We start from the raw sequence: 18,931 nt of genomic DNA on the forward strand, positions 1-18,931 counted from the left end.
TTTAAATTCAAGGCCTGACCCCCATTAGTGGAAAATGGGGGTTAATTTAGTTTAAGCTTGTTTATAAGCATTTATTTTGCAGAACAAGGATTTAGCGGACTCAATTAAACTGCCCAATGTGTAGGTATGATGGCCATAAATTTTATTAATTTTACATCATGCCCTTAAATGGAGTTTATTGACTAGTTCTATCAGTGGAGAGCTCAGTGTGATTAAGCGACGAATTGCAAGAGAATTCGGTATGGACAGGCTAGTGGGGGCTATATTTTTATTCCTAGGATTTTGGCTGACTTTTTCTACTCATGTTTTTGCTAAAACCACGGTAGAAGTAGTCGATACCGATCCGGCTGGAAATGTGGTTACCTTGGGTAGAGACCAGAACTTTTATCTCCACTTGCACTATGAGTCCGACCAACCCGTTAAAATTTGGGTCAAACCCTATTTTCAGGGTAAAGTGGTATCTGCTGGGAGTAATCCTTCCCGTGTCTACCCACCCGGCAGTGGAGGGGCACTTGGCTGGTTTTTCCTGTTCAAACCTGGGGAGCAGGTAGACGAGGTTAGAATCCTTGCAGGGAATGGTTCTTTAGGAGAAACTCCCGTTGTCGCTACCTATCCCGTTCAAGTTACTGGCAGCGACCAACAAAATACAGTTCATATCAAGCCTGATTGGGTAACACAATTGAGTGCACTCGATGCTGCGGCGCAGAAAGAAAATTATAAGAGGCTGATGAATACACCAGTATCTTTTGGTGACATGATGCTGGCCTTTATTTTCATGCTCAGCATGTTCGCAATTGGTATTCTGGGAATTATTACACCCTTACTGGGTGTATGGAAATGGAGGGGAGGCTGGCGTATTGCTGCGTTTGTACCGGCAGCACTAATGGCATTTGTAGTGTTGCGGCTTCTCATCGATATCTCAGCAGATCCTTCTTCACACAATTTATGGCCGTTTGAGATCCTGCAGACAGGAGCGCTTAGTGTGGCTATTATGGTGGCTTTGACGGTAATAAGAAAAATCACCAGGGCAGATAGTGTGTCATGATGCCACACGAAAACCGATGGGGTCAGGCCTTGCGAAACCGATGGGGTCAGGCCTTGAATCGTGAATTTTTAATCAATGATTCACGATTCAAGGCCTGACCCCATTAGTGCTATGCCAGCACGGCAGATATGAAACATATGATTAATCGCTGCATGAAAGATCATTTAAATGGTTTGAAGCCCAAGCATATCTATGTACTTGTTGAACATTGGAAAAAGCTAGGCAAAAGCCCTGCGACAATCAAAAATTATATGTCTAAATTGCGTAAACTCGCTTATTTTCTTGATAAACCCAAGTTGGTTAAAAGAGGTAATGATTCCTATCAAATTGATAAACGCACTTATATTCCCACTCAAAACAAAGCCATTCACCATATCGATTTAAGCTTATGTACTGACCCGCATATTCGCCTATCACTTGAAGCACAGATACTTTTTGGTTTGCGGAGGGAAGAATCCATGAAGTTTATAGTCAGTGATGCCTGGCATGGTGATTGTTTGCATATCAAGCCCAGTTGGACAAAAGGTGGTATTGGTCGATTGCTTAAAATTACTAATGAGGAGCAAATGAAATGGCTGTTAAAAGTCTCACAACAGATTAAACACCGTGAGTCATTAATTCCTAAAGAAAGAACCTATAAACAGCATTTAAGCCATTATCAGCAACAGGCCAAGTTTATGGGAGTCTGTAAATTGCATGGCTTGCGCCATGCTTATGCCCAACGCCGATATGCTGAATTAACCAAAGAGCTTGATCCTTTAAAAATAGGATTAATCTGTCCAATAGCTGGAGGGAAAGCAACGAAAGAATTAAATCAAGAAGAAAGGAAAATTGATAGGCAAGTGCGGCAAATAATTAGCCGTGAACTGGGGCATTCTCGATTAAATATTACCAGAGTTTATTTAGGCTAATAGGGGTTATACTCTTAGTCTACACTCCTGGTTGGTTATATGGAATAAATTAACACTTATCACTACAATAAAACAGAATCTATAAAAAAAGGATATAGAAATGGATTCAAAAGAAATTACGACTATTGTTTGCTTCCATGATTTATTAGGATTTGGCGATATGCTTTCAGTATCCGGAGGCAACTTAAATTCTGCTGTTGGTAAAATCGCGCATAAACGTATTGATACTCTTAGGGAAACGCTTGGTAAAGTAAAAAATAACTTTCCTCCAGATGCAACCTTCTTTCAAATTAATGATTCAGCAACAGTTGTATGTGACATTAATTTTGAAATTAATTCAATGCATATTGATCCAGCATCAATTGGATCTCAAATACCATTAGAATCTACTGTTCTTAAGGTATTAAAATTTATTTGTGGTGCAGCAAATTTACATCAACTCACATTAAATAATGATCATGACAACCAGGTAGGTCCTGGAGGTCGTACCTTTATTGTGATTGGAAAGCGTTGGCCAATTACAGACTACAAGGATGAAATAATTGATATCCCTGCATTACAAACAAATTTAGCTTTTGCAGAAGCTTACATTGCTGATTCAATGGGAAGTAAGATAGGATTTAATAGGAATGCTTGGGAGAATATATATATTAATGACTTCACTGAGTTCCTCTTAAAAACTGCTAAAATAGCTATACCTCCTAAAAAGTTAGAACACTTAAATAAACTCCACCCCACCACTCCATTTCCTGAAAATATACTTACACCTAATGCACCAGTGATTGAAATACCTATTTTTCATAGGCGTAGGAAGTTTTTTAGTATTTTGTCACATTATGCAAAAGACATTAATACAATGATTAATAATGCAGTTGATCAGAAATAAAAGGCAAAGTACACCCAGAAGTACACCTAGCAAAATTTTTTATTTTTAAAGGGTTTAACTAAGAAGATGCAACTGACTGATTCTAAAGGGAATTTGATGGTCGGGACGGAAGGATTTGAACCTTCGACCACTAGCACCCCATGCTAGTACGCTACCAGGCTGCGCTACGCCCCGATTAGGTGGCAAATGATAGCGAAGTCTGGGGAAAATAACAAGAGTTTATCCTTTTCTTTGTAGCCTGGGTTGAGCGCAGCGAAGCCCGGGGATTTGATTTTATGCTTGTGCCGATCTCCCGGGTTATGCTCACGAAACAAAGGAAAATGCCTAAGCTTCATTTATTGTTGCGGAATGATTCGCTTTGAGCTTTCTGAAAGAGTAAAAGCACAGGCATTAATTCCTGCGGTACACAACATTTGCTTTTCTTCTTTTGCCCAATAGGCGCCATAAGGTTTGACTATTTGATTCACTGAAGGTGATAAGTGAATGGTCATCCATAGGTAGGTGCCCTTCTCTTTTGGACTGGGCCAATGATAATAGCAAACCAGATTATTGTTTGGATTAATCAATGCTTGCATAAATCCTACATCATCTGGTGCCTTCCATTCTTGATAATCCATTTGCCAATATAATGTCCCAACTTGAAACGCTTGGGCGTGGTATTGATTCTTGATCACTTCTGCTGCTGGAGGACAAAAGTGGAGTTCTTGAGTTTTTTCTTCTTGTTCTTTTTTTACCCATGCCCTATTTATTAACTCTTGAATTGATGCGTTGTAATAGCTGCCAACAGCAATACCTAATATAAAAATGATAAGGATGAATAAACTATTTTTTAAAAATGGGTACACGTGCAAGCTCCTGCTACCCAACTCCTCAAGTCTGTAATAAATACCTGAGGAGAAGGCTTATTTTTATAATAATGTCTTAATCTTATGGGCTTCAAATTTAGAATGTGAAATTTGAATGTATTGCTTGCAGCTCAACAGCTCAGCATATTGCAAGGCAGCTACTGCATTATTCAAAAGCTCTTTTGCCACATCAGAAGAATCTTGCATGATTAAATAAGCTGCAGAACTCATTTGTACTGAAGCCATATAGAGTTTGTTAATGCAGACTTTTTTGTCTTGATTATCAGCTAAAGAAACAATCACTCGAGAAAGCTCATAGCACTGATTGGCTAAAAATTCTTTGCTTGGCCCGGACTGCACATTCATACTGAATACAGGTAAAGTTAAAATTAACGCTGTTTTTAAAGTCATTTTAAACATAGGGATACTCCTGTAAGTTGCCGAATAAATCTGCTTCGCTTCACACAATCCTGATGCATGAAGAATAAGTTTTAATCTGAGAAAGAACTCCTGTTAAACCCTAGCGATGCCAATAACTTATAGAACAAAAAGTAACCTGGTTCCAATTTCCAGGTTACTTTTAGTCATTGCTCTTGGTGCTTAACCGTTTGCTGCCTGATTTAAGCAAAAGCATTAATTCCTGTAATATGTTTTCCAAGTACTAGCGTATGGACATTGTCCGTACCCTCGTAGGTAAAGACTGATTCTAAATTAAGCATGTGACGAATCACATGGTACTCAAGGCTGATTCCATTTGCTCCCAATAGATTCCTGCATTTTCTTGCAATATTCAATGCTTCACGGCAGGCATTGCCTTTAGCAAGAGAAATCATCACAGGATTCTCTCGGTGATTATCTTTTAATCGGCCTATTTGTAAATTAAGACATTGTGCCTTAATAATTTCAGTATACATATCTGCTAAGTCTTTTTGAATAAGCTGAAACGCTGCTAAAGGTTTATTAAATTGCTTGCGCTCTAACAGGTAATCTCGAGTGATATCAAAACAGGCCATTGCAGCCCCCATCGCCCCCCAGGCAATGCCATACCGTGCCTGGCTTAAGCAACTTAAAGGCGCACCCAAACCTTTTTCACTTCCAGGAAGATAATTTTCATCGGGAACAAAAACATCATCAAACACCAACTCCCCTGTATTTGAAGCACGTAGTGACATTTTTAATTTGATTTCAGGTCGACGTAATCCTTCAGATTGAGTATCCACAATAAAACCACGGACCCCGTCTTCGGTTTTTGCCCAAACAATGGCGATATCAGCGATGGGTGAATTGGTGATCCACATTTTAGCCCCATTCAAACTCCAGCCGCCCTTCACTTTCTTCGCAGTGGTTCTCATCCCAGCCGGATCGGAACCAAAATCTGGTTCAGTTAAACCAAAACAACCGATAATCTCACCAGCAGCCATCCCGGGTAAAAAACGTACGCGTTGCTCTTCAGAACCATAACGAAAAATAGGATACATGCATAAAGAACTTTGCACGGAAACAAAACTACGTAAGCCGCTATCACCGCGCTCTAACTCCTGGCAAACTAAACCGTACGCAACATAAGACGCTTCAGCACCACCGTATTCTGCGGGCAAAGTCAAACCCAATAAACCCATTTCTGCGGATTTTTTAATAAGCTCTTGTGGAAATTGAGCATGTTCAAAAGACTCAGCCATCAAAGGCATTACATCATTGCTGACGAAACGCGCTACGCTATCACGTATCATGCGCTCATCACCATTCAACTGCTCATCAAGAAACAACAAGTCGTCCACTTTCTTTCTCCCTTTTATCTGACTGTAACGCAATCACGGCTTCAATAATACTTTCTTTACTGGGTAACAAATATTGCCAGGCATTACCCAAGGGAATAAAGCAATCTTTACCGGTAATTCGCTTGATTTTTAAACTCGTTGAGGCCTCTTCCAATAACAAAGTCATCAAGCCTTCACTGACCGAACCACTTTGTCTGCCCTCATCTACAATTAATACATTTTTCGCTTTGGCGATTTCTTTCAAAATCCCTTCGACAGGTAAGGGACTAATCCATCGTAAGTCGACTATTTTTACAGAAATATTATGTTCTTCCTGCAGGACCTTTGCAGCTTGTCGTGATAAATAATAACCATTAGCATAGGTTAAGATAACCGTTGCCCCCTCTCCATAGACACCCACCTCACCTGGAGCAATCACCGTATCAGGTGCAGGATAATTAAAAAGCCACCCATTATCCCCCGGTTGATGCAAGTCTTTGGTCATATATAAAGCGATCGGTTCTAAAAAGACAATGACCCTGCCTTCTTCATAAGCCATGCGTACACAAGTACGTAACATTTTTGCAGCGTCTGGGCCATTTGAAGGACAGGCAACGATCACTCCGGGTAAATCACGGAGTACGGCAATGGAGTTATCATTATGGAAATGCCCCCCAAATCCTTTCTGATAAGCTAGTGATGCAATGCGCAGAACCATGGGATTTTGATATTGACCGCTGGAGAAAAAGGATAAGGTGGAGGCTTCTCCGCGCAGCTGATCTTCTGCATTATGCAAATAAGCCAAAAACTGAATTTCTGGAACCGGGATAAATCCATTATGAGCCAAGCCAATGGCGGTACCTAAAATCGTAGTCTCATCCAAAAGGGTATCAAATACTCGCCGTTGTCCAAACCGTGCCTGCAAATCCGCAGTGACTCGATATACGCCGCCTTTTTTACCTACATCTTCACCAAATACCAACATGTTGGGGTATTGCATCATTAAATCAGTCAAAGCAAAATTAATTTGTTGGCATAAATTTCGTTTCTGGGCTAATTGCGGGAAGGCATTGGCAAAAAGTTGGCTTCGTTGCTCCTCAGTTGGTAGAGGAAGTGCTGGTTTTTTAGGTACCAAAGGGATTAGCGACGACATCACGGCATCAGCACTGGAGAGTTTGGGTTGTCTTATTGCGTCTATTGCTTTGGCTTCGATCAAATCTTTATTACTTTGATAAAGGTTCAGCATGTCAGGAATACTCATCCAGCCTTCCCGATAGAGAATGCCTGCCGTATGCAGCAAAGGATCTTGGGCCTCTCTGGCTTCTATTTCTTCTGGCGTACAATATTGGGATTCAATATCTGAACCGGCATGCCCTAGCAAACGCACACAACGCATATGCAAAAATACCGGTTGCTTTTTTACACGTGCCAAATATTCTGCTTCTTGTGCCGCTGCATAAGCATCAGCAAGATTCAAACCATCACACGCAATATAATGCAAACCAGGTCGAGCACTGACGGAACGTTCTATCCAGCCTGATGGGGTGGGCACGGAAATTCCTATTCCATTGTCTTCACAAATAAATACAATGGGTAAAGGATAATTTTGCTGTGCAATCCATGAGCAAGAATTCAAAGTAGCTTGTGCCGATGCATGGTTGGTCGATGCATCACCGAACGTGCAAATGATGACGGAATCCGGATTTAAATTGCTGGGGGTATTTAATTCTTTTGCACGAGTGATCGATAAGGCAGCGCCTAGGGCTTTAGGTAAATGCGATGCAATAGTTGAGGTTTGTGGCGGAATATTTAAAGGAACACTTCCAAAAACTTTATGGCGTCCTCCTGAAATGGGATCGGTTGCTGCGGCAACCAAAGACAGTAAAATATCCCTAACCCCATCAGTCCCCTCTATTTTTTTAGCACGTTGTAAATAAAAGGCGCCACTACGATAATGCAAAAATGCCATATCATCTGGACGAAAAACCTGTCCCCAAACCGCATTTCCTTCATGTCCACTGCTGCCTATGGTATAAAAAGACAAACCTTTTTCCTTAAGCTGCCTGGCGATCAAATCAAGTAGGCGGGATTTGATTTGTGAATCAAAAAGCTCTATGGCAGTTTTCTTATCCAATTCCGCCGTTTCTGGACTCATTATACTATTGGGTTTTGGAAAGTCTGCTTGTTGGACTCGATTTATAAATTGCTCATCAACTACAATGGTCCTGTCTAACATCACTACATCCTGTTTGAGTTATTTTCTAATAGAAGATGATGAGTATATACCGATTCAAAATGAACAGGAAGAATGAGTTGATATTACTCCCTACTCTCTTCACCGAGAAGGAGAGAGAGGAATTTTTTTATTTAATCCTGGGCATTCATCAATACATGAAAAGCAAACTGATCAATTCTGGATATTATTGTTTAAATAATCTACACTTTTCGTAAGAATCCACTAAGAGGGCTTCATAATGAAATGGATTATTCTGTTAGGAAGTATGGCTTTGATGGTTGGATGTTGTTGTAACACGGTATACTACACACCAGCATATGCTCCAGCAGTGGTCGCATACAAACCTGTAGTATCCTACAGACCAGTTGTTGTTCGACCTGTTGTTACCCCCGTTGTGCAACCAGTAACAGTTTATTCTTATCCTGTAGGGCCTGTGGATGTAACGACAACTACGATTGATTTTTATTGATCTAACCCCTGTAACCTGGGTGAAGGCAAAAGCCGTAACCCAGGATTTGCAGCAGCGACAGGTGATTCGCTTGTCCCACTAAATTATTCTTCTTCATCCTTGGCCGAGTAACCACATCCATCTTGTGGGCAAAGAATTTGTCGACCAAATTTTTTGCTTTCTTTCACCGTTAAAATCGGCCAATTGCATTTGGGACAGGGTTGGTTGATCGGTTCATTCCATAAAGCATAATCGCATTTAGGATAATTGCCACAAGAATAGAAAATTTTGCCCTTTCTTGATTTACGCTGCAAAATTTTTGCTTCATGACACTTGGGACATTCCACGCCCGTATCAGCTGGCTTTTCTATAGGTTCCATGTGCTTGCATTGAGGATAATTACTGCAGCCAATAAAGCGGCCATAACGCCCATTTTTTATGTGTAAAGGACTGGAGCAAACTGGACAGGCTCTTCCCTCAACCACTTCGGGTTCATTTTTTTCGTGCTCCTGACCAGCAATATCCTGCGTGTAATCACATTCAGGATAACCTGTGCATCCAATAAATCGTCCTCGCTTACCCAATCTTATGGACAGTGGCTTTCCGCATTTAGGACATTGTTGATCCAAAACTTCCGTAGTGACATCTTTACGCTGTACCTGCTGATCGGTAGTTTCTATTTGTTGTACGAAGGGCTTCCAGAACTCTTCTAAAACGGGAACCCATTCTTTTTCACCGCGCGAAATCGCATCTAATGTGTCCTCAAGCTCAGCGGTAAATTTATAGTCTACATAACGCGTAAAATAACCGGTCAAGAAACGATTCACAATACGGCCAACATCCGTTGGGAAGAATCTTTTCTTATCCACAATCACGTATTCACGCTGTTGTAAGGTATGAATAATGGACGCGTAGGTTGATGGGCGGCCAATATCATATTCTTCCAATGCCTTAACCAAAGTTGCTTCAGAATATCTTGGAGGGGGCTCAGTGAAATGTTGATTGGCTAGGATGTCTTGTACCTTAACTTTTTCACCTACAACGAATGCCGGGAGTAATGAACCTTCAGCTTCATCTTCTTTGGTATCATCACGACCTTCTTCATATACAGAGAGGAAGCCAGGAAAAGTAATGATAGAACCATTCGCGCGAAAGATGTTCCCCTCCCCACAACTTAAATCAACAGCAACCGTATCAAGGATTGCATCGGCCATTTGGCAAGCTACTGTTCGCTTCCAGATCAGACTGTAGAGTTTGTATTGATCCGCAGTCAAAGCCGATTGCACCATTTCAGGCGTACGCTTAATCGATGTGGGTCGAATCGCCTCATGGGCTTCTTGAGCATTTTTGGATTTGGTTTTATAAATTCTTGGACTTGAAGGACAATTGTCGGCACCATACCGCTCTGTAATAAACTGTCGAGTTTCCTCTATAGCTTCCGTCGATAAATTAACCGAATCGGTACGCATATACGAGATAAGACCCACTGTTCCTGTCCCGATATCGATCCCTTCATACAATTGTTGGGCGACCATCATTGATTTTCGCGCAGTAAAACCTAATTTTCGTGCTGCTTCTTGTTGCAAGGTTGAGGTAATAAACGGAGGTGAAGGCTTACGCTTACGCTGCTTTTTCTCAATTTGGCTGACCTGTAAATATCCTTTTGCCTCACGCAGCAAATGTTCTTTGATTTGTTGTGCCTGATCTTCTTTATTTACGGTAAATTGTTGTAATTTTTCATTTTTGAAGTGCGTCAACCGTGCTTCAAAAGACACATTAGTATGAAGACATTGAGCCAAAATCTTCCAATATTCCTGGGGTACAAAACGCTCAATTTCTTCTTCTCGCTCGACAATAAGTCGCAGTGCAGGGCTTTGTACTCGACCCGCTGAGAGCCCTCTTCTGACTTTTTTCCATAACAGAGGAGACAAATTAAAACCCACTAAATAGTCCAATGCGCGTCGTGCTTGTTGGGCATTAACCAAATCCATAGAAATTGAACGAGGATGATTGATTGCATCCTGAATTGCTGATTTGGTGATTTCATTGAAAAAAATCCGATGAATCGGTTTATCCTTGGTTAGATTTTTTTCTTTCATTAATTCATAAATATGCCAAGAAATGGCCTCGCCTTCGCGATCAGGGTCCGTTGCCAGTAATAAGGAATCTGATTTTTTCAGCATTTTTGCAATGGTTTCGATATGTCTTGAGTTCTTCTCAATCGGAACATAAGTCATAGCAAAGTGTTTATCGGGATTAACCGACCCTTTGCGTGCTGGCAAATCACGAACATGTCCATAAGAGGCAACAACCTCATAGTCACTGCCCAAATATTTTTGAATCGTCTTCGCTTTGGCGGGTGACTCAACGATCACCAAATGTTTACTCATAGTAACGTTAACCTTATCCTTTTCACTTCATCCTTAAGCCACCAAATATCCCCTATTGCAGAAAAAAATGGGGGATTGGTGCTGAATATGAAATATCAACAACTTCTAGTAGTATAGGAATAGATGATCTTTTAATGTAATGTCAATTGATCTTCTGATTGATAAAGAACTAAATCAAGAAAAGCCAATTGTTCTTCATTCAAAGTACTGGCTAAAGTATTTCTAATTGTCCATTTAGTTTCTTGAAGCGTTACGATTCGAGAGTCAGAAAATTGCAATTGATTCATAATCATTTCAAATGATTCTTCATTAAGAATTTTCCATTGTTTCATACGAATGAGAAATTGATAACTGGCTTTAGTCAATTTCATTTGCTCATCGTAAGTAAATACTCGCATTGATGTTTGTTGTTGTAACTTCAAATGCAAAACCTGTTCTTCCGAAGCCAAACTCTCTTCATCGTTCAGTTCCGTTGCATCCTGATCAGCGGTTTTATGGCTTTTTTGCAGTTGGGTAAGACTTTGTTCAAATAAACTCAATAACATTTCAAATAAGTTATCTTTCATATACTAACACCTCATATAGCCACCGGGCACAGATACAACAGCCCCATTTAATTCTAATTTTGCAAGCTCACTAGTGACTTGCTCAACGGTGCATCCACTACGTAAAATGATCTGATCAACAGTTGTCATTTCAAAGCCAATGAACTTTACTAGGTTTTTATTCCCGCTGGCAAGAGGTAAAATCGCTTTATCAGTTGTTTGCTGTTCTGAATCAATCCGTAACTCTTCAAGAACATCGGCAACTGAAGTGACTAATTTAGCTCCTTGCTGCAACAGGTAATGACACCCTCGAGCCAGGGGGTTATGAATGGAACCAGGGATTGCCAAAACATCTCGATTTTGTTCCAGGGCCATTCGTGCTGTGATTAACGAACCACTCTTTATTGCTGACTCAACAACCAAAGTGCACAATGATAAACCACTTATTATACGATTTCTTCGTGGGAAATGTCCAGCAGTCGGAGGACTTTTTAGAGGGAATTCGCTCATTAATAGCCCGCTTTGCTCAATTTTTTGCGCAAGTGCCTGGTGTCGGTAAGGATAAATCCGATCAATTCCGGTCCCCAAAACAGCTATTGTCTGTCCTCCGGCCTCCAAACATCCTTCATGAGCTTCAGCATCAATTCCTAAAGCCAAACCACTGACAATGGTCACTCCATGGGCGGCGATAGATTTTGCAAATTGGCGGGCATTTTCTCTGCCAGTTATTGTTGGATTACGGCTGCCTACCACAGCTAATTGCGGTTGCTTTAAGCAGGCAAGCTGTCCTTTTACGTACAAAACAATAGGAGGATCGATAATTTCCTTCAATAAAGAAGGATAGTCAGGCGAATCCCAAGTCAGTATATGATGTGTATCAGCAGCCTCAAGCCATCTGAGATCTTCTTGAATCAAATGCAAATCAAAACCCGCTATGGTTTGTGCCAAAGTAGGTGATAGTCCCGCTTCTTCAAGCTCTGTTGCTGAGAGTTGGAACATTTGTTGCAGATCAGGCCAGCGTTTTTGCAATGTTGCAACCGTACGCGGACCCACCCTTTCCATTCGGTTTAATGCGAGGTAGTACGATAAATTATTCATGGGTTAGTCACAAAGTTTGATAAATAAACAGCGCGAGTAGAACGAACGATTAAGGCAAAACTGGTTTTAGTGAATACACGAAACACCATGACCTCGCCAATACGCTCGGGCGGTAATTTGATAGGAAACAGTTTATTTTTAGGGTCACTGACAGTACCCGAATCTCTATAGATTCCCAGTACATCTCCTGCTTCCAATCCGTCACGTGCTCCCAAACTTATCACTACCACACCACCAACTGCCTCCTGGACATTCCCATTGGGCATCCCATCAGGCATATCAATAATAAATCCCCGCACCAGAAATCTAGGTGCTTTAGGTTCAAATGATAAATTAAACTCAGGACTATCATTTATTAAAACACTATCTTGAACTTTAATTCCTTCATTAATACTGGTTAATAAAATGGTGGCAGGTTCTCCTCCCGCAACTAACTCAGCATACCCTACTAAATCTGCTCGATATCCCAAGAGCTCTCTGGTTTTTGGATGCTCATAATTTTTTCCCCCTCTAAAAATAGAATAAGCGGGAATACCCCCAGTAGGTAATTCTCGAGAAGGATGCAGACCTTGAACCCAAGCTTGATCCCCTTGCCCCCCCATCATATGTTCCCCTACTAAAGCAACAATATAAGGGGCGCGACTGAGGACATCCTGATCCAAAATAAGGGATTCATTTAAAAAAGGCTTGATTTCATTTAAGGGAATTGGAGGCACCGGGTCCTCTAAGGGCATAGGACGGGCCTTAGGCGATAATTTGATAGTGCCATTCGAGAGTACCTTAAGGTAAGGTTTATTTTTGTAATAGGCTAAAACCAGAACCGCTCCAGGATACAATCGATTGGGATTTTTTATTTTAGGGTTGGCATGCCAAAGCTCTTTCCATTCCCAGGGATTATGCAGATAACGACTGGCGATGCTCCATAAAGTATCCCCATGTTGAACAACATAACGCTCAGGTGCATCTGTGCGTAAGCTTAGAGCATAATTCAATGTAGAAAAGAAAAAGAAGATTATTAAGAGAATAAATCTCATTAGAGTCAATCCTTTGTTGGAATATCTTGATAATTCGACCACTCATCAAGACTTTTACATCCCGCGTAACCCATTACTATCTTGCAGCATTGCAATATATAGAGGATAATATAACATGTTTTTTACGCAGAGAACCAGATAAACGATGGCTATTCATACGATTCTATATTTACCTGATGCTCGATTAAGAGATGTAGCAAAACCTGTTGTTCATTTTGATGATAATTTGCAAACGTTAATTGACGACATGTTTGAGACAATGTATGACGCCCATGGTGTCGGGCTTGCAGCACCGCAAATTGGGGTGAGCTTACGTTTATCAGTGATTGACATTGAAGGGGATAAACAGAATCAAATAGTGATTATCAACCCTGAAATCGTTGCCTCTGAGGGTGCAAAAAAGTTTGAAGAAGGCTGTCTTTCTGTTCCTGGAGCTTATGATACAGTGACCCGCGCAGAAAAAGTTACCGTAACTGCCTTAGACAGAAATGGAAAACCTTTTGAAATTAAAGCCGATGGCCTACTCGCTGAATGTTTGCAACATGAAATTGATCATATGAATGGCAAACTGTTTGTCGATCTGCTTTCTCCATTGAAAAGAGCAATGGCCCGCAAAAAACTAGAAAAATTCAAAAAACGCCAACACGCACGCAAGTAATTTGCAGTTTTCACAAGGTTTTCATTCAAGATATGTCCTATAGACGTTCTTTGGTCGTAATACGTGATACGTGGATAAAAATCTTGGTGAACGGTTGAATTTGAGCACAGGTGCCAAATACGGCCGTTCCTTGATACAGCGTGACCATTTACGTGAGTACTTACCATGAGTCAATTGAACATTGTTTTTGCTGGAACCCCAGAATTTGGCTTGCCTTGCCTTGATGCCTTACTGCATTCTAGACATCATATTCAAGCCATTTATACTCAACCGGATCGACCTGCGGGACGTGGTCGTAAACTTCACGCCTCTGCAGTTAAAGAATGGGCTTTGACGCAGAAAATTCCGGTTTATCAACCTCTGAATTTTAAAAATCCTGAGGCAATTTCTGAGCTCGCCGCATTAAAACCCGATGTCATGATTGTAATTGCCTACGGGTTAATTCTACCTAAAGCAGTTCTTGATATTCCACGCTTAGGTTGTATTAATGTCCATGCATCTTTGTTACCTCGATGGCGTGGTGCCTCTCCAATACAATCGGCAATTCTTCACGGTGATGCTGAAACTGGGGTAACTATAATGCAAATGGATGTGGGTATGGACACCGGAGCAATGCTTCGTAAAGTAAGTTGTTCCCTAACTGCATCAGAAACCGCACAAAGCTTACATGACAAGTTAGCTCAGATCTCCGCTCAGCCTTTATTGCAAACTTTGGACGAATTAGCCAACCAAACCATTCAACCTGAAATTCAAAATAATGAATTAGCGACCTATGCGCACAAAATTAATAAAGAAGATGCATGCATCAACTGGCACCACTCTGCAATAGAAATTGATCGACGCATTCGCGCATTCAATCCCTGGCCAATCGCCTATACAACCTTTGAGCATGAAATTTTAAGAGTTCACCAAGCACAAATTGTTGCTTTGCCAGCGCAACACGCTGCAGGTACAGTAGTTCACCTTGATAAAAAGGGCATGTTAGTTGCTACGGGTGACCAAGGTTTGCTTATAGAAAAAATTCAGTTCCCAGGAGGTAAAGTAATTTCTATAGCCGATTGGTTAAATTCCTCAAAGTCACACGCGTGCGTAGGATATGTGTTTTAATGAACAAGAATGAACGATTACATGCCTTAAAAATTTTAACACGCTTACTGGCTGAAAAATCATCCTTATCCCAACTGATGTCGGCTACAGAAGTATCCCCAATGACCAAAGAGATCTGCTTTGGCTTTTGCCGTCATTATTTTCGTTTGCAAGCCATTGCAGAGTGTTTGCTGCAAAAAAGACCCAAAGAACCAGAAATTTGGGTTGCATTACTGATAGGCCTTTATCAACTACACTTCATGCAGCAACCTGATTACGCGGTAGTTAAAGAAACCGTTGCCTTGCTCGAAAAAATCAAAAAACCTTGGGCTAAAGGTTTAGTTAATGCCGTGTTACGCAATTTCTGTCGCCAACAAAAAGAAATTATAAGCCGTTTGAGCAAAGATCCTTTGTTTGTTCATGGCCAACCCCAATGGCTGGTAGAACGCCTGCAAGTCGATTGGCCCAATGACTGGCAATCAATAGCTCAAGCAAACGACGCACATCCTCCTATGGCCTTGCGAGTGAACCTCCAAAAACATTCGGTTCAAGAATACCTGCAGATTTTAAATCGTGAAGGGATTGCTGCCGAACCCCATCCTGTAGCACCTGAAGGAATTACTTTAAACACACCCTGTGATGTACATCAATTACCCGGTTTTGCAGAAGGAAGCGTATCGGTTCAAGATGGCGCTGCACAATTGGCGGCTTCTTTATTGTCTTTAAAACCAGGATTACGTCTTCTTGACGCCTGTTGCGCTCCTGGAGGTAAGACTTGTCATATTTTAGAAAAGGAGCCCAACCTGGCGGCATGTATTGCTTTGGACGTGGATAGCAAACGATTAAAACGTGTTCAAGAAAACTTGAACCGGCTTAATTTACATGCAACTTTAGTTCAAGGAGATGCTCTAACTCCTTCTTCGTGGTGGGATGGACAGCTCTTTGACCGCGTTTTATTAGATGCCCCTTGTTCCGCCACAGGGGTTATCCGCCGTCATTCTGACATTAAATTATTACGCAATAACCAAGAAATTGTTACTATAACCAATCTACAGCGTGATATGCTGAATTGTTTATGGCCTTTGTTAGCCAAAGGTGGCTTACTGGTTTATGCAACCTGTTCCGTAATGTCGGTGGAAAATGAACAACAAATCGCAAATTTTGTTGCTGCTCACCCTGACTGTATCCAATTAAAAGAGCCCAGAACTTGGGGACATGCAACAGGTCATGGCCAACAAATTTTGCCAGGCGAACAAGGTATGGACGGATTTTTCTACTCAGTACTTTTTAAGGATGAAAAATGACTATCAACTGGCCTTTAATTACTGTTTTGTTCTGCTTATCCATTCCTGGGGTGCTCATCGCAATAAAACGGTTAATCTTTTTTTTATTGCCTGATAACTCTGAAGCGTTAAAAAAAAGGATAAGCAATTTTGCCATTTTGCAAACTTTATTGATGGTCTTTATCCTCAGTCTTGCCGGTGCGATGTTATCGCCAATGACAGGGTTACATGACACCCTACTTGAAGGGCTATTACAAGGAACCACCCGGGTAAAAGCATTACTTCCTATCATATTACCCACCGTCTTGTATGCCTTTTTTGGGTTAGTGGTGTTTTTAGTACTCTTTTATGGCTTGATTGCACGTATTATCGATAAAAAAAACATGCAAATCATGGCCAATATTCGTACCGCTCTCGGTGTTGATGGCTGTGTTCTTTATGGCGGTGTAGTCGAGGAAGTCATTGGACGCTGGGGATTATTGAATCTTGCTACTTTTTTTGCCTTGCTGTTTACGAAACAATTTCCCAATTTGCTTATCTGGATTTCAATTTTTATTAGCGGCTTAATTTATGCCGTGAGCCAAATTCCGATTTATCTTGCTGCCGGTTGTACCAGAAGCCGCAATTTCATTTACTCTGTTATTATACTGAGTTTGTACCAATCCGTGCTTTTTGGCTATCTATTTTGGCAGTATGGACTTATTGCTGCGATTTTGTCCCATATGTTATTTCATTTGGGATGGGCCGCCTTGGAAAATGTAAAAAGATCGTAAAGCCCTCCCCCCTTAATTTTGTCTTAACCTTCATCTTTTATCCTACAAGTGAACGTAATGAAAGTTAGGGGGGGTAGGATATGGCCACTTCAAGTAATGAATTTGCTGCTTTAGTAAAGCAATTACATCAATCACCTAATGATCCTGTTTTGAAACAGGCTGTAGTTCAATATTTACCTAAAATGATGGCTTTAGCTCAAGATAACCCTATGGCTTTATACCATTTAGCTCATATTTATCCGCCCACTTCTTCTCAGTACAAACAAACCATGCGCCAGGCAGCTAACTTAGGGTGTACTAGCGCGATGCTGGTTATGGTGCAAGTTTTAGGCAACTCCAATGATGCGAGCGATCTAAAAAAAGCAGCCCATTATATGACTATGATCAATAAATCGGGCGATCCATACATCAAAGATCAGGCTCAATTACTCTTAGCTGAATATTCTGAGTTAGCAAAAACAATGCAAGAGCAAGCGAAGCCTCATTTAAGTTATGGACTTGCTCATCGTTTCTTCACGTCACAACGGGAAAAAGAAGAACCAATGGAGCTATTAAACACTGTAGCGTGCAACGCTTAATCTTGAAAAGGTAGCCTGTTTGCAAGCATCCAGGCTACTCCTGAAATAACGGGAAATTCAAACAATTAAGAATCGAAAATTCTTTTGAATCTCATTCAAATCAAATTGATTTAAATATAAAGAAAAACTCATCCATGCGCTTAAAGCCGCTAAATCCTGAAATGGAGGAGGAAGATAGACGGGATTGGTTAAAACACCGCGCTCTTTGAGTTCAGTGAGTAAAGGCAAATCATCCAAAACCAACTTCCCAGTAAATAATAAGGGAATCGAATCCACATGCTTTTTACTGATTGCAAAACGTATGTAATTATAAATTAATACAAAGCCTTTGGCATAAGATAAATCTTTGGTAAAAGGACCACCTGTTGGTGTACTTCCTCTAAAAACTCGTACTGATTGATTATAACTGTCCTCTTCGCTCAAACCACAATCCATAAAATAATTATAAATATCGAGAAAGTCAGCCCCTTGCGTCACCATATCCAACGCAATAACACGATTGGTAATCTTTAACATACGGCTGGGATAAGAAGAAAAAGTAACTACCTCGGTAATCACTGCCAAACCTTCCTGAATGACGCTGCTCGAAGGAGAACCCTTAGAAAGAAAAAAACAATTGGGCTGCATCGAACCATTCAAGGTTGTCCCAACGTGAACCCAACCCTCATGTACTTCAAGATATCGAAGGTCGCGATCACTAAACATCGCTTGCTGGCTTAATTTAATATTGTCCGCACCAGCAGAGGCATCTGCGATCATTTCGTCGCTGACCATTACGGTTACTTTGCCAGGATGTTTATCAAAAAACTGCCCTAAACGCGCTTGCAAAATTTCCTGAGCCTGCTGTGGGGTATAACGTTTGATATCCGCTTCAGATTGTAATTGAACACTAAGACCTGTTAACACATCAAAAAGTAAAGTACCCATCTCTGACATGCGTGGCCCACCTGCGTAAAACACATCATTGGGACTACCATACAATTCCATCGCCAGTTCAGAAAATGCAGGAGTGCCGCGCACAGCAAGCATTTGGGTGGCACGGCTATATTCTTCACACTGGCGACGTATTAAACGAGTTAAGGTAGAATATTGCCCGAGTTGATTCTGGGTATCGCGCAAAATAATCCGAAACTCTTCTTGTTTTTCATGTACATCAAAGGGCAAAGGTTTTTTTTCATAATATTCTTTATCAACAGGGGGAAGCCTTTTACCTTTATATTTAAAAAATTCCTTTTTTATTGATTCATCCCATTTGATACTATCAAGAATCCTGATTTTGCGTTGCGCATCCACAATACGCTGTGATAATTCCTGTACAATAAGCAATTCAGCTGATTCTGATGGTGTCATAATAAATC

The 18,931-nt window shown here is 40.9% G+C and carries 17 protein-coding genes, 1 tRNA gene and 1 pseudogene; 9 read left to right on the plus strand and 10 right to left on the minus strand.

Features of this window, described 5'->3' with window-relative positions; all coding sequences use genetic code 11:
• The first annotated feature begins 208 nt into the window (after nt 1-208).
• From ACF8MK_RS01285 to ACF8MK_RS01295, 3 genes and pseudogenes are all read left to right on the plus strand, one after another.
• Entirely contained in the window at nt 209-1,045 is an 837-nt protein-coding gene (locus ACF8MK_RS01285; RefSeq protein WP_392537857.1) for a hypothetical protein, read from the plus strand.
• A gap of 110 nt (nt 1,046-1,155) precedes the next feature.
• Nucleotides 1,156-1,956 (plus strand): annotated as a pseudogene (locus ACF8MK_RS01290) (integrase domain-containing protein); the annotation flags it as partial.
• A 100-nt stretch (nt 1,957-2,056) separates the two neighbouring features.
• The gene (locus tag ACF8MK_RS01295; RefSeq protein ID WP_392537858.1) at nt 2,057-2,842 is read left to right on the plus strand and encodes a hypothetical protein; all 786 of its coding nucleotides are present in this window, start codon (nt 2,057-2,059) and stop codon (nt 2,840-2,842) included.
• Between the two features lie 97 nt (nt 2,843-2,939).
• Here ACF8MK_RS01295 and ACF8MK_RS01300 read toward each other — a convergent pair.
• The 5 genes from ACF8MK_RS01300 to ACF8MK_RS01320 all read right to left on the minus strand — a co-directional run bounded on the left by ACF8MK_RS01300 (nt 2,940) and on the right by ACF8MK_RS01320 (nt 7,680).
• Nucleotides 2,940-3,016 (minus strand) — tRNA-Pro (locus tag ACF8MK_RS01300).
• A 161-nt stretch (nt 3,017-3,177) separates the two neighbouring features.
• Nucleotides 3,178-3,687 (minus strand): hypothetical protein, encoded by a 510-nt coding sequence (locus ACF8MK_RS01305; protein ID WP_392537859.1) that lies wholly within the window; start codon nt 3,685-3,687, stop codon nt 3,178-3,180.
• 63 nt (nt 3,688-3,750) lie between these two features.
• The gene (locus ACF8MK_RS01310; RefSeq protein ID WP_265704289.1) at nt 3,751-4,107 is read right to left on the minus strand and encodes a hypothetical protein; all 357 of its coding nucleotides are present in this window, start codon (nt 4,105-4,107) and stop codon (nt 3,751-3,753) included.
• Nucleotides 4,108-4,307: 200 nt separating this feature from the next.
• Nucleotides 4,308-5,465: an acyl-CoA dehydrogenase family protein gene (locus ACF8MK_RS01315; protein ID WP_392537860.1), complete on the minus strand. Its 1,158-nt coding sequence runs from the start codon at nt 5,463-5,465 to the stop codon at nt 4,308-4,310.
• Nucleotides 5,443-7,680, minus strand: a complete 2,238-nt coding sequence (locus ACF8MK_RS01320; protein ID WP_392537861.1) for a thiamine pyrophosphate-dependent enzyme — start codon at nt 7,678-7,680, stop codon at nt 5,443-5,445. Before ACF8MK_RS01320 ends, ACF8MK_RS01315 begins: the two co-directional genes overlap by 23 nt.
• 238 nt (nt 7,681-7,918) lie before the next feature.
• On the opposite strand from ACF8MK_RS01320, the gene ACF8MK_RS01325 reads away from it, so the two are divergent.
• Complete coding sequence (locus tag ACF8MK_RS01325; protein ID WP_265704286.1) at nt 7,919-8,149, plus strand: hypothetical protein; 231 nt, start codon at nt 7,919-7,921, stop codon at nt 8,147-8,149.
• Nucleotides 8,150-8,232: 83 nt separating this feature from the next.
• Here the strand turns inward: ACF8MK_RS01325 and topA are convergent, their stop codons facing one another.
• The 4 genes from topA to ACF8MK_RS01345 form a co-directional block, all read right to left on the minus strand.
• Nucleotides 8,233-10,518: a type I DNA topoisomerase gene (gene topA / locus ACF8MK_RS01330; RefSeq protein WP_392537862.1), complete on the minus strand. Its 2,286-nt coding sequence runs from the start codon at nt 10,516-10,518 to the stop codon at nt 8,233-8,235.
• Between the two features lie 131 nt (nt 10,519-10,649).
• Nucleotides 10,650-11,084: a DUF494 family protein gene (locus ACF8MK_RS01335; protein WP_392537863.1), complete on the minus strand. Its 435-nt coding sequence runs from the start codon at nt 11,082-11,084 to the stop codon at nt 10,650-10,652.
• 3 nt (nt 11,085-11,087) lie between these two features.
• Entirely contained in the window at nt 11,088-12,161 is a 1,074-nt protein-coding gene (gene dprA, locus ACF8MK_RS01340) for a DNA-processing protein DprA (RefSeq protein ID WP_392537864.1), read from the minus strand.
• Complete coding sequence (locus tag ACF8MK_RS01345; protein ID WP_265704282.1) at nt 12,158-13,195, minus strand: LysM peptidoglycan-binding domain-containing protein; 1,038 nt, start codon at nt 13,193-13,195, stop codon at nt 12,158-12,160. The genes dprA and ACF8MK_RS01345 overlap by 4 nt, the downstream gene beginning before the upstream one ends.
• A 145-nt stretch (nt 13,196-13,340) precedes the next feature.
• On the opposite strand from ACF8MK_RS01345, the gene def reads away from it, so the two are divergent.
• The 5 genes from def (at nt 13,341) to ACF8MK_RS01370 (ending at nt 17,573) form a co-directional block, all read left to right on the plus strand.
• Complete coding sequence (def, locus tag ACF8MK_RS01350) at nt 13,341-13,853, plus strand: peptide deformylase (protein WP_392537865.1); 513 nt, start codon at nt 13,341-13,343, stop codon at nt 13,851-13,853.
• Between the two features lie 165 nt (nt 13,854-14,018).
• Nucleotides 14,019-14,960: a methionyl-tRNA formyltransferase gene (gene fmt / locus ACF8MK_RS01355; protein ID WP_392537866.1), complete on the plus strand. Its 942-nt coding sequence runs from the start codon at nt 14,019-14,021 to the stop codon at nt 14,958-14,960.
• Entirely contained in the window at nt 14,960-16,243 is a 1,284-nt protein-coding gene (rsmB, locus tag ACF8MK_RS01360) for a 16S rRNA (cytosine(967)-C(5))-methyltransferase RsmB (RefSeq protein WP_392537867.1), read from the plus strand. Before fmt ends, rsmB begins: the two co-directional genes overlap by 1 nt.
• Nucleotides 16,240-16,995, plus strand: coding sequence for a CPBP family intramembrane glutamate endopeptidase (locus tag ACF8MK_RS01365; RefSeq protein ID WP_392537868.1), 756 nt, complete (start codon nt 16,240-16,242; stop codon nt 16,993-16,995). The genes rsmB and ACF8MK_RS01365 overlap by 4 nt, the downstream gene beginning before the upstream one ends.
• 80 nt (nt 16,996-17,075) lie before the next feature.
• Nucleotides 17,076-17,573: a hypothetical protein gene (locus tag ACF8MK_RS01370; RefSeq protein ID WP_392537869.1), complete on the plus strand. Its 498-nt coding sequence runs from the start codon at nt 17,076-17,078 to the stop codon at nt 17,571-17,573.
• A 57-nt stretch (nt 17,574-17,630) separates the two neighbouring features.
• Here the strand turns inward: ACF8MK_RS01370 and ACF8MK_RS01375 are convergent, their stop codons facing one another.
• Entirely contained in the window at nt 17,631-18,923 is a 1,293-nt protein-coding gene (locus tag ACF8MK_RS01375) for a flavohemoglobin expression-modulating QEGLA motif protein (RefSeq protein WP_392537870.1), read from the minus strand.
• Nucleotides 18,924-18,931 lie beyond the last annotated feature (8 nt).

Source organism: Legionella sp. 227 (genome assembly GCF_043161935.1).
Classification (GTDB): Bacteria; Pseudomonadota; Gammaproteobacteria; order Legionellales; family Legionellaceae; genus Legionella; species Legionella sheltonii.